At 47.3% G+C, this 11,883-nt stretch carries 9 protein-coding genes; 5 read left to right on the forward strand and 4 right to left on the reverse strand.

The window, feature by feature from the left end; genetic code table 11:
• Entirely contained in the window at nucleotides 1-1,089 is a 1,089-nt protein-coding gene (locus tag ACXAD8_RS13240; RefSeq protein ID WP_475229390.1) for a sensor histidine kinase, read from the reverse strand.
• Nucleotides 1,090-1,531: 442 nt separating this feature from the next.
• Here ACXAD8_RS13240 and ACXAD8_RS13245 point away from each other — a divergent pair, with 442 nt between their 5' ends.
• Both ACXAD8_RS13245 and ACXAD8_RS13250 read left to right on the forward strand, forming a co-directional pair.
• Nucleotides 1,532-4,396, forward strand: coding sequence for a TonB-dependent receptor plug domain-containing protein (locus ACXAD8_RS13245; protein WP_475229393.1), 2,865 nt, complete (start codon nucleotides 1,532-1,534; stop codon nucleotides 4,394-4,396).
• 50 nt (nucleotides 4,397-4,446) lie between these two features.
• Nucleotides 4,447-4,749 (forward strand): hypothetical protein, encoded by a 303-nt coding sequence (locus ACXAD8_RS13250; protein WP_475229396.1) that lies wholly within the window; start codon nucleotides 4,447-4,449, stop codon nucleotides 4,747-4,749.
• Nucleotides 4,750-4,799: 50 nt separating this feature from the next.
• Here the strand turns inward: ACXAD8_RS13250 and ACXAD8_RS13255 are convergent, their stop codons facing one another.
• Entirely contained in the window at nucleotides 4,800-4,955 is a 156-nt protein-coding gene (locus tag ACXAD8_RS13255; protein ID WP_475229399.1) for a hypothetical protein, read from the reverse strand.
• Nucleotides 4,956-5,188: 233 nt separating this feature from the next.
• On the reverse strand, nucleotides 5,189-6,511 hold the full coding sequence (locus ACXAD8_RS13260; protein ID WP_475229401.1) for an aminotransferase class I/II-fold pyridoxal phosphate-dependent enzyme: 1,323 nt from the start codon (nucleotides 6,509-6,511) through the stop codon (nucleotides 5,189-5,191).
• Between the two features lie 101 nt (nucleotides 6,512-6,612).
• On the opposite strand from ACXAD8_RS13260, the gene ACXAD8_RS13265 reads away from it, so the two are divergent.
• From ACXAD8_RS13265 to ACXAD8_RS13275, 3 genes are all read left to right on the forward strand, one after another.
• Complete coding sequence (locus ACXAD8_RS13265; RefSeq protein ID WP_475229404.1) at nucleotides 6,613-7,509, forward strand: dihydrodipicolinate synthase family protein; 897 nt, start codon at nucleotides 6,613-6,615, stop codon at nucleotides 7,507-7,509.
• A 42-nt stretch (nucleotides 7,510-7,551) separates the two neighbouring features.
• Complete coding sequence (locus tag ACXAD8_RS13270) at nucleotides 7,552-8,742, forward strand: MFS transporter (RefSeq protein ID WP_475229406.1); 1,191 nt, start codon at nucleotides 7,552-7,554, stop codon at nucleotides 8,740-8,742.
• A gap of 330 nt (nucleotides 8,743-9,072) precedes the next feature.
• Entirely contained in the window at nucleotides 9,073-9,333 is a 261-nt protein-coding gene (locus tag ACXAD8_RS13275; RefSeq protein WP_475229408.1) for a DUF2798 domain-containing protein, read from the forward strand.
• 97 nt (nucleotides 9,334-9,430) lie between these two features.
• On the opposite strand, the gene ACXAD8_RS13280 is transcribed toward ACXAD8_RS13275, so the two are convergent.
• Complete coding sequence (locus ACXAD8_RS13280) at nucleotides 9,431-11,839, reverse strand: TonB-dependent receptor (RefSeq protein WP_475229410.1); 2,409 nt, start codon at nucleotides 11,837-11,839, stop codon at nucleotides 9,431-9,433.
• Nucleotides 11,840-11,883 lie beyond the last annotated feature (44 nt).

Consider the following 11,883-nt stretch of genomic DNA (forward strand, 5'->3'; position numbering starts at 1 on the left):
TCACTCTCCTGTTGGCAAACGCACAAAGGTTTCGAAATAACCATCGCGGCATTCTTTTAACTGCAGTACAAATTCATCCCCATAGATTCTGGCCAGCCGCTTGCGACTATTCTCAATTCCAATGCCAAACCCTTTGTGTTGGTTATCCGGAATAAACTTGTTGCGCAGCCTCACCAACAACTCATCCCCTTGTTGTGTAATCGCAAGCTGGATCAGGTTGTCATCGGATTCCAGCCGAGAACCGTGTTGCACGGCGTTTTCCACCAGGGGTTGCAACAACATAAAAGGCACATCATACTGCAAACATTCTTCAGCAATATCTAGCTGAACTTCGAGTTTATTAACAAAGCGCATTTGCTGAATAGTCAGGTAACTCTTAATAAACTCCACCTCCTGGGACAAAGGCGTCATTTCATTATTTTGGTGCTCGAGCACTTTCCTCAACATCATGCTGAGTTCACTTAATGCCACCAGCGCCTTGTCTTTGTCCTGCAAGCGGATCAGGCTGGCGATGCTATTTAGTGTATTAAACAGAAAATGCGGATTCAGCTGCGCTTTTAGTGCATCCAGCTCGGTTTGCAGCAACAGGTGGGCCAGTTCGCGATTGCGCTGTTGTTCTTCAGCAGCCCGGGCTTCGTATTTACGGGTATAGGCGATACTCACCACAGAGGCGTAAATAATGATATCGAAATAAAAAGGTCCGGTGAGTAAGGTGGGTAATAACTGTTCAATACTCTCCCAATACAAATTTCCAAAGTGCAATAAAGTTGCACTCAGCACTGACATGAGCCAGTACAGTGGCATGGTCCCCAGAAACAACAGCACGTTATCTCGAATGTGCAGAGTAAGATTATTCCGCCGTTCAGGCATCATGCCGACACAGGCAGCTACCATAGGCGCAAACCAGATAAAATTTCCCCACCAGGGAATGTATTCCATCCAGGTATGCCAATAAACCGCTTCCTGACCGGCGTCCAGTTGACGGGTGTAGGCCAGCCAGGAGGCAATGCTGTTAAGCCCTAACCACACCAGAGTATTAGTCAGAAAAAAGGCGCGTCCCGGTAAATGAGATATGAATTTTCGATACATCAAACTGTTGAAAAGCTAATCAAACAAGCATTATCACTTTAGTGCCGTTTTGACGCAAATATGCGCATTTTATCACCGCAGTCACGCACCGTTATCGGCCATGCTTTAGGCTAATTTTCGACACTAAAATTATCTGATTTACCCAAATTCCCTCGCTTCAAATCACTTTATCTTCCAACCAAACCGTCAAACCGCCATTTCACACCACACCCCACAATACTGCCATCTCAGCCCTGCCAAGGGGCCTGCTCAACACATCAAACCCACTAAAATTCCTTTTCCTCCCAACCACCCCTTTAACCTGCCAACTAGTGGATCTCAGCTAGCGGGCCAATCTTACTGGGCTTAGTTTGCACACTGGATTCGTCCAAAAATAACCATAAAGACTCGTGCCGATGCGCGCGGCATTTATTGCACTTGCAAAGGCACCCAGGAGAAACACATGTTTAAGTACAACAAACTAACGACAGCATTTGCTATTGCCTTTGTAGGCAGTGCCATTTGCACTACAACACAGGCGCAGGAATCATCCGAGAGCGCCGACCAGGTGGAAAAAATCGCCGTCACAGGTTCGCGAATTCAACGCAGCAACCTGGTGAGCACCAGTCCGGTAACCGAAATATCTTCAGAAGATATTGCCATCTCTGGTGTCACTCGTATCGAAGACTTATTGAATGACATGCCGCAGATATTCGCGGCACAAACCTCAGCACTTGCCAATGGCGCTACCGGGACAGCCACCGTTGACTTGCGCAACCTGGGTTCCACCAGAACCCTAACCCTACTCAATGGTCGTCGCTTACCAGCAGGCTCTCCCCAGGCCGGTGGTATCGGCGCTGATATCAACCAGATCCCAGCGGCTTTGGTTGAACGAGTAGAAATATTAACGGGTGGTGCGTCGGCCACTTATGGTTCTGATGCCATTGCCGGTGTGGTTAACTTCATCCTGAAAGATGACTTTGAAGGAGTCAGCCTCGATTACCAGTACAGCTTTAATCAGCACAACAATGACAACAGTCGCATTCAACAACTCAATGCCGACGCTAATTTTAATGCTCCTGATGGCAGCGTAACCGATGGCGAAACTCATGACCTGAGCCTCATACTCGGAGCCAATACCGCTGACGGCAAAGGCAATGTCACCTTGTATGCCACAATTCGTGACGTAGGCGCGGTAATCCAGGGAGATCGCGATTATGCCCACTGTGCACTGCGGGGTGAGCCGAATGTGTGTGCCGGTTCAGGCACAATTGCTGAAGGCCGGGTAACGGATTTTTCCAGCTATGATTTTATTGTTTCGGGTGATCAGTTTTTAAATCGCAATGGTGAAACCTATAACTATGCAGAAGTGAGCTATTACCAACGTCCGGATGAGCGCAAAACATTCGGCGCATTCGGTCACTATGAGTTGAGTGAAAAACTCGACATCTATGCTGAAGTCAACTTTATGGATGACCGTAGTGTCGCCGGTATAGCCCCTTCCGGCGCCTTCTTTGTAACCAGCACCTTAAACTGTAATAACCCGCTTTTATCTGAGCAGCAATTTGACGCTTTATGTGCCCAACGCGGCTTTGACGAAGACGACGTAGTAACCGCCTTTGTGGGTAAACGCAACGTTGAGGGTGGCCAACGCCTGGATGATTTACGCCATACCTCATTCCGCGGTGTTATCGGTGCTCGAGGCTATCTGGATGACAACTGGAACTATGACGTTTTTGCCAACTACGGTTCGGTAACTTTCAGTCAGCTTTACAAAAATGATCTATCAATCACTAACCTGACCCGGGCGCTGAATGTTGTCTCTGATCCCAATACCGGCGAACCGGTTTGTCAATCCGTGTTGGATGGTTCAGATCCCAACTGTGTGCCTTACAACATTTTCACCACAGGTGGCGTAACAGATGCAGCCCTGGCTTATCTGAGCCTGCCTCTGGTTTCTAAAGGTAATACGGTAACCAAACAGATCAGTGGTTATGTGTCTGGTGACCTTACCAGCTATGGTATCAAGGTGCCTGGCAACACCAATGGCGTCAGCGTGGTATTAGGTCTGGAACACCGAGAGGAATCACTGGAATTTGATCCCGATGCAGCATTCCAGTCGGGTGACGGTGCCGGACAAGGTGGCCCAACCGCAGCAGTATCTGGTGAATATGATGTCGATGAGTTTTTCACTGAGCTGAGCGTGCCTTTACTTGAAGACGTGGCCTTTGCCGACCAAATCACCCTGGATTTAGCCTATAGATATTCTGACTACTCAACGGGTCAAACGACTAACACTTACAAATACGCCGCCGACTGGATGGTGAATGAGCAAGTGCGTTTTCGCGGTAGCTTCCAACACGCTGTCAGAGCCGGTAACGTGCGCGATTTATTCCGCCCGCAATCACTGGGTCTGTACAACATGAATGAAGATCCTTGTGCTGGCGCAACACCGCTATACACCTTCGAACAATGCGCCAACACCGGCGTAACGCAGGCACAATACGGTAATATCGCCGACAACCCAGCAGGGCAGTACAACTCCATCACAGGTGGTAACCCTGACCTGAAACCTGAAGAATCCGATACAGTGTCATTTGGTTTGATACTGGCTCCCGAGTTCTTACCTGGTTTTGACCTGGCGTTGGACTACTTTAACATTGACGTACAGGGTGCAATTTCAAACGTACCAGAGCGCTTTATTCTGGACCAATGTGCGTTCACTGGTGCCGATGAATTCTGTAGCCTTATCAATCGAGACCCGGGCCGAGGTACGTTGTGGATAGGCAACGACAATATTGTCGCCACAGATATCAATATCGGTTTCTTTGAAACTTCAGGTATTGATTTTGACGCATCGTATCGTTTCGAGCTGCAGGATATGGGTGCCGTGAAAGTTAACCTGGTGGGTACTTACCTGACCAAGTGGGATCAGAAGTCTACGCCTGATGCCCCAGTTGTAGAGTGTAAAGGATACTGGGATCGCTCCACTTGTGGCGCACCAACACCCGATTTGCGTTCTAACCTGAAAGTCACCTGGGAAACTCCATGGGACGCTTCTGTTACCGCGACCTGGCGTCACTTTGGCGAAACCGATGAGCTGAACAATGGCCCAACTACGTTGGCTGCGCAAAACTATCTGGATATCGCCTCTACCTGGCAAGTAACCGATCACACCGGATTGCGCTTTGGTATCAATAACCTGCTGGACAGAGAGCCACCTATCGTGCCTAACACTCCGTCAGGTATTGGTAACGGCAATACCTTCCCGGGACCGTTTGACGCTATGGGCAGATACATCTTTGCCGGTGTTAACGTAACCTTCTAACTCATACAGGCCACCCTCGGGTGGCCTTGTTCTTAAAACAAGGAAAAACCATGAGCAAAAATTATCATCTACTGTTCACTGCGCTATCGCTAACCCTGATTCTGGGTTGCAGTTCCAATTCCAATGAGTTGGCACAAATCAATAATTGTCAGGAAAATAAAACGCTGCCTGAATGCCTTAGTGAAGAGCAAAAACAACGGCTCGGTTTTGAGTGCAGAAGTGTCACGGTGACAGGCTCGCGATTACCGGTAAAACAATGCACTACAGCAGCGCAACGTGCCGCAGCAAACGCCGCCGCCAAAGATATGGTAAACAGAATGCAGGCTCAGGGCCAACCACAGAAAGGCAACTAATCTGCATTATAAATTAAATTGCGCTATGCTGCCCACAGCCAAACTAATGGTCAGTGCTCTGTGGTATAACGCCGTGCTTCCTGAATACTGGGAAAGAGTTTCAATAACAGTGATTGTGCCTGCTTTTCCAGTCGCTCATCTTTTGATTCGTCCAGCATCCACAACCAAGTGGTTATCATTGATTTCGAAATGTTAAAGCTATTCATCCTAAACGCCCGCTTGTAAGTTAAATACAACTAACCAAATCGTCTATCGGTAATAATATTAATCGGGAGTTGATGATTTGTGAAGCAATTAGGTATTATTTTTTCTCCTTTTGTTCAACAAAGGTCAAATTCGCTGAAACAGGGAACACGCTCAAGGCTGCTTGAAAACCTTTCACTTTAGAAATTCTTTTGCGCATCCATCACTCAACGTCCGACCCAATACGACACATGTTTCAACGAATCCGTCCCTTTTGCTCCCCTTCTATTACAAAAGACAAGTCTGAAGCAAATTTCTCAGCAGTGGCAACTTCCATATTTTGCACACTTACCCGAATAGCCTGAGATTTCTGGTAAATGTCGAACGAACTCCCGGGGCGCACCAGCCATCCTTTGCGAGATAATCCATAAGCAGCGGCCTGACAGTTTCCTCCAACAGGTATCCAAACGTTTAAACCATCAACAATCTTTGGGGTAGTTATGCCGTTCTTTGCCAAAGCTTTAATAAGAATATTTCTTCGCGACTCGCAGTTAATTTTGGCCTGATGCAGGCCCTGTAAAAATAACTCAGTTGTCAGGCAGGTATGAACAAGTGACTGTAAAATACGACTGACCCAGGACATACCAGGTGCAAGTCGGCTGGTAATCCGATTAACCGATTCTTTATCTGCGGCAACAAACGCCATACGTAAATCAGGCCCGAGCCCTTTTGAAACAGAGCGAAATACTGCCCAATGACGGGTCGAATCCGGGATCACTGAATAGTATTGCGTTGTGGCCATAAGTGCAAAATGGTCATCTTCAAGCACCACGACTTCAGGATAGTTGCGCAAAATCCCTTTAAGCTGTTCAGCTCGTTGAGCTGAAATACTGGCACCCGTGGGGTTATGTGCCCTGGGCGTAAGCAATAACGCTTTAGCGCCTTTTTGTAACGCCCTTTCAAGTGCGTCAGGTCTCATTCCAAACTCATCAACCGTGGCACCGATAACCTGCATACCAGCTAACCGAATTGCATTAGCAGAGCTGATGTAACAAGGATTTTCAACTACCACTTTGTCACCCGGTATCAGAAAGGCAGCCATCATGCGTTCCAGGGTGTCGATGGCACCTCCGCAAACCGTAACATCAAAGTTTTGATGATTATCTGCTTCGAACCAGTGTTTTGCGTAGGCAGTGGTCTCTGGCAGCAAAGTATCTTCACCGTATAAATACTGGTTGAAGTGAGTACATCTGGCCAGCTCATTTAAGTCCGGCAGCCAATCTCTTCGGGGACTGCCATCAGCAAGATCAAATAAAGCCGTTTCAGTAACGCCTTCCTGCTCACCAGCATCTTGGGCAAAGGATATTCGCGTACCGAGTCGCCCTTGTGTAACTGCCAGCCCCGCTTTACTCAGGCGTTGATAAGCCGATGACACTGTGTTTCGGTTGACCCCAAGCTGTTCAGAAAGCTCTCTTACAGAGGGCAAACTGTCCCCTACTTTTAGCTGTCCTTTATCAATAAATTCACGTACAGACTCAAAAATCTCTTGCGCTGAACGACCAGAAATATTAACTTTCATACATTGTCCTATGACAATAATTATTTTTGTCACGAGACATTATATCCATGACATGCCCCGTTTAACTCTACTACGGTTATTGTAACCAGACAGGAGGCCAAATGTTTACCGGTTTATCCGCCTTTCCGTTAACACCATTCAAAAATGAGCGCATCGATTTCAGCGCCTTTGAAAAATTGCTCAGTAATCTGGTAGAGGCAAAAGTAGATTCAATTTGTTCCATGGGTTCCACGGGTTTGTATCCGTATCTTAGCTATGATGAGTTCGCAACCGTAACAGGTAAAACCGTGGAACTCTCAGGTGATATTCCGGTGATGGTGGGCGTTGGCGCCTTGCGCACTGACGAAGTGCTAAAGCGCATGGAAGTCGCTCAAAAGTGTGGCGTTGATGCAGTTTTACTCGCTCCGGTTTCTTACCATCCACTAAAAGACGCCGAAGTGTTCACACTGTTTGAAACTGCCGCAACTGAGTTTGATCTTCCCATTTGTGTGTACGAGAACCCTGCTACCACGAAGTTTACTGTTAGTGATGAGCTTTATGGGCGTATCTGTCATCTGCCTAACATCGCGGCCATTAAAATTCCGGGTATGCCTTTCGCTGATGAAAGCGGCGACAGGCGTTTAAAAAAGTTGCGCAGCATAGTGCCACAATCCACAGCAATTGGAGTTAGCGGCGATAAATTTGGCGTCGCAGGGATGGCTGCTGGCTGCGATTTGTGGTTATCTGTGGTAGGAGGATTATTTCCCAAAACCGTGCAACATTTTATCTCACTAGTGAAATCTGGCGAAACTCAAAAAGCTATCTTAGCCTCGGAACAATTAGAGTCATTGTGGACGCTATTTACCAAGAATGGTGGAGGACTTCGGGTTATTGCTAGCGCAGCAGATATCTTAGGATTCACAGAAGGAAACTGTTTGCCTCAGCCCCTTGCGCCTCTGAACGGTGAAGATCGAGAAACCTTGCTCGCTCTACTCAATGACGTGTTGAGTGACAATTAACTATGAGCAATAACTCCTTCAGTGCATGACCATAAATTGTTAATGAAACGACTAAGCCCCCTTTATTGCTACCTGATTTCTGCTGTGCTGGCACGCATGGCGACAGGCGGTTCAGCCATTGGCATTGTGTTGCTTGCTAATACTATTGGCGCAGATGGTAAAACCGCTGGTGCGTTAGCTGCCAGTTTAACTGCGCCACACTTATTCGGCCCGGTGTATGGTCGATGGTTGGACAAAGCCAAAAAGCCGGGACAGATACTTTTCGCGGCGGCAATAGGTTATTCAGTGTGTTTTCAATTGGCGATTTTTTTGCTGACTGAAAACCTCCTGGCGCTCACCTTCCCGTTATTACTTAGCTGCGGTATGGCCAGCTCTTTTTTGATGGGTGGACTCAGCACACAGTTAATCCCCCTGGTCGACCAACAGGGTTTAGCGCGTCGCCGGGCACAAAGTTGGGATAATATGAGCTATGGCATCGGCCTCACCATGGGCCCACTCTGCATTGCTCTGCTCTCGCAATATTTTTCAAACATGCTTTCTGTCAGCTTAGTGATGATGTTACCGGCCTGTGCCGCTGTCTTTATCCTTTATTTGCCCAATACCGTTAAAATGGTTCAACAGCACTCAGGGATATTGAGCAGCTTGATAAAGGTGTATAAGACGATTTACCACTCTGTACCACTATTTAAAACCATTATCATGACCTCTGCCGCTGCGTTTAGTGTAGCGGCTTTACCCGTGACCGCTGTTTATCAAATTGAAGCCTGGCAGCTGGATAAATCCCTTGCAGCTTATCTGGTGACATTTTATGGGATAGGTTGTTTGTGTGGTGCAGTCTGGTTGCTTGTGGCACCTTTAAAAGCGGATGCGATAACGTTGTTGCGGAACATCGGCTGCCTGTTGCTGGTAGCGTTGCTCCTGGTCAGCCTAAGTAATTCACTGCTCACAGGCCTGGCAACCTACTGGCTAACTGGCGTGACGAATGCGATATTCTTTGCTGCGACGTTGGCAGCAAGAACCGAATACGCCCCCGCAGAAGATGCAGCGCAAGTCTATATGTGGGTGGCTGCAGCCAAAATCACCGCCGCTTCATTCGGCGCATTAGTAGCGGGACTTTTAGTGGACTTTGCTACGTCTTTATCGCTAATAGTATCTTGTGCTGTTCTGGCTATTGTAATTATGCTTTGTTTTGTAACAAATGATGCCAATATGGAGCGTCCGCAAGTACATTAAAGCAAGTAAATAAAGAGATCTTTTTAATAACAATATCTGCCTGGCAACTGAGAACCGCTGCACATCCTTAAATCTGTCACCCATTTTTCGGATAGTATTGCTGTCGCCAGGTATCCGAAGTTTCTGAAACGTTTGGTGACTTGGTTCTGTTGAAAGAATTCATGGAAAACGAGTAATACCAATCAATAATAATATAAAATCAGGAGAAAGCCGTAGTGTAGAGCTGACCAAGAGCACAAGCGTTTAATTGGCAAAGAGCAGCACTATGACATTGAGTTATTGCTGTTAGCCCATACATTTGCATATCGCTTTATTCTGAAGGCCCTTTACATGCAAAAACCTGAAAAGAAACGCTATCGCCTGCCGGCGTCCTGGGCACCGCATTTAATGCCTTTTCTGCTGTCTATGCTGATGAGTGGTTTAGTGGCGCTGGTCGTTACCATAAAACTCTACGATGGTAGCCAGTCATTATTTTCTACCTGGCTAAACTCCTGGTTATCCAGTTGGGTGATTGCTTATCCCTGTTTGTTGGTAGTGTTACCGCTAGTCAGACGCATCGTGGCACTTATCACTCACCCCGCTGAACAATAACTCAGCTTTAATCAGGTATAAAAAAGAGGCCTTACGGCCTCCTGCAACACACTTAGATAACAGCGGGGAACACAATAAACCCGCCGCCATTGGGAGTTTAGAAGTTCGCCCGGAACTGTACGCCAAAGTAACGATCGGCATCACGTGGTACCTGATAGCGGAAGCCATCACCACTGTAGGTGGTAAAGAAGCTTTCGTCAGTCAGATTTTTACCAATCAGGGTTACGCGATATTGGTCATCACGGAATGAGAAACCAATGCTGGCGTTCAGCAATGCATAATCAGGTAACACCAGTGGCGAAGTTGAACGGTCAACTCCGGCATCCAGGAAATCTGCCACTTGATCATCAGTGTAAACATAGCTGGCGTTATAGATAACGTTCATATTATCCAGCTCCTGGGTGTAATCCAGTCCCACTGAGTATTTCAAGTCTGGTGAGAAAGGCACATCTGCACCAGCACGACCACCACAATCGGGTTCGTTTAACGGACAGTTGAATTTATCAATTTCCGCATCCACACTAGCAAAACCGGCGTTAACGGTCAGGTTGTCAGTAGCCTGCCATAAGATATCCGCCTCAAAACCTTCTGTAATAACCGAACCGGCGTTAGTTAAACGGGTAATAGTTACACCACCGGTGTTGTCGAAGTTGTTGGCCTGGAAACCATCAATTTCGGTGCGGAAAATGGCAGCATTGAACAAGATGTCTCGGCTGGCGTATTTATAGCCCAATTCGTAAGCATCTGATGTCTCTTCACCGATTGGACGCGTATCGTTAATGCCCATGTTATAAAACACGTTGAAACCAGGACCTTTATAACCTTGAGAATAGGTAAAATAGGTCATGCCCGCATCTTCGAAGTCATACTGCGCACCCAACTTAACAGACACGTTTGTTTCGCTGGTCTTGCCGGAATAATCGGTATTCAGTGCAGCTTCGCGCACACCAACACCTTTACGGCCGTATTGGTCGTTGCTGACACGGTTGTGTTTAAAGCTGACTTCGTCATCGGTGTAACGGATACCCATCAATAAACGGAAGTCTTCAGACACGTGATACTTGGCATCACCGAATACCGCCCAGTTGTTAAACTCGGTTTCCATATAAGCAGTAGCGCTCACGATATCATTGGCGTTACAGGTGATCCCCTCGGCCTCGATATAATCAGCAACCTGCTGGTCTGTAGGATTATCGATACCTTCAGAAGTGGTCAGGTGATAACGGATCGCATTGTTCAGGTGGCTGTTTGGATTAGGATTGCCATCACCATCCAAATAGTTATTGTTTTGACAACTGGCATCACGGGTAAAGCTACGCTCAGAGCTCATGTCCCAGAAATAAGCACCAACCTGCCAGTCAAACTTACCTTGGGTAGTAGACGCAAGGCGAATTTCCTGAGAGAACTGATCCCAGCTTTGTGGTCCCACATCGTGTAACTGGAACGGTGGCGTATTGTCAAAGGTAACAATCTCATCAGAATCACCCGCGATGGAGGTAAAATCACCTTCACGCCATTCGGTGTTATCCCAGGTGCGGTAGGCCGTAATTGAGGTCAATGTAAAGTTTTCAAACTCGGTATCAAGCTGTACCGAGAAAGCCGTGGTTTCATCCACAGTGCGGGATTCAAAGTCATGGTCAATCAGGCGTTGATCCAGGTCCAGACCAGTGCCATTGGGAGCCGCTTCTGAATCCGGGTTTCTGCCACTGGGACGTGCTTCTACGTCAGCGCAACAATCATCGTCGGAGCGAACATTTTCAAAGATAAACAACATTTTGGTGCTGTCGGTCACATCGACATCTAACATGCCGCGAATACCTTCTTTGTCGTAACCATTTACCGTTTCGTTGTTGTAAACGTTAAACAGATTACCGTCGAAAGCTGACTTGGTGAACACCAAGCTACCGGCAGCGGTATCTGTGATTTCACCCTGAATTTTTCCTTTCAGCTTGTATTCGTTATCCTGGAAAATGGTGGCTTCGATCATGCCTTCAGTAGCACCGGTAGGACGTTTAGTGGTGATGTTGACTACACCCGCAGAAGCATTCTTACCAAACAGTGTTCCCTGAGGACCACGCAGTACTTCGATGCGTTCCAGATCATACAGGTCAGTAAATGCCTGACCAGAGCGTCCCAGCACTACACCGTCAACCACAGTAGAAACACTGGGTTCAGCTGCCACACTAAATGAGATAGTACCTATACCACGAACGGTAATAGCAGAGTTACGCGTAGTAGTCCCTTTTCGGAAACTTACCGAAGGAACCAGGTTTTGCAGTCCTTCAAAGTTTGAAGAAAAGGTAGAGTCAATTTGCTCGCTACGCAGTACAGAAACCGCAACAGGTACATCAGAAACGCGTTCAACACGTTTTTGAGCTGTTACTTCGATGGTCTCAAAACCACCTTTTTCTTCTGTATCTTCCTGAGCCAAAGCCACCGACTGTGTGCCCATAACAGCTAACGCTGACGCGACCGCAACCGCGATTTGTTTTCTATATGCCCGCATGTGTCTTCTCCGACATTGTTTTTTATTTTGGGTAAAAACCGGGT

Source organism: Planctobacterium sp. AWH2_060 (assembly GCF_056158425.1).

Bases quoted from the DNA above. Each gene is read 5' to 3' on its own strand.
- ACXAD8_RS13265 (WP_475229404.1), top strand. From the start codon at position 6,613: ATGTTTACCGGTTTATCCGCCTTTCCGTTAACACCATTCAAAAATGAG.
- ACXAD8_RS13270 (WP_475229406.1), top strand. From the start codon at position 7,552: ATGAAACGACTAAGCCCCCTTTATTGCTACCTGATTTCTGCTGTGCTG.
- ACXAD8_RS13260 (WP_475229401.1), bottom strand. From the start codon at position 6,511: ATGAAAGTTAATATTTCTGGTCGTTCAGCGCAAGAGATTTTTGAGTCT.
- ACXAD8_RS13250 (WP_475229396.1), top strand. From the start codon at position 4,447: ATGAGCAAAAATTATCATCTACTGTTCACTGCGCTATCGCTAACCCTG.
- ACXAD8_RS13240 (WP_475229390.1), bottom strand. From the start codon at position 1,089: ATGTATCGAAAATTCATATCTCATTTACCGGGACGCGCCTTTTTTCTG.
- ACXAD8_RS13280 (WP_475229410.1), bottom strand. From the start codon at position 11,839: ATGCGGGCATATAGAAAACAAATCGCGGTTGCGGTCGCGTCAGCGTTA.
- ACXAD8_RS13275 (WP_475229408.1), top strand. From the start codon at position 9,073: ATGCAAAAACCTGAAAAGAAACGCTATCGCCTGCCGGCGTCCTGGGCA.
- ACXAD8_RS13245 (WP_475229393.1), top strand. From the start codon at position 1,532: ATGTTTAAGTACAACAAACTAACGACAGCATTTGCTATTGCCTTTGTA.
- ACXAD8_RS13255 (WP_475229399.1), bottom strand. From the start codon at position 4,955: ATGAATAGCTTTAACATTTCGAAATCAATGATAACCACTTGGTTGTGG.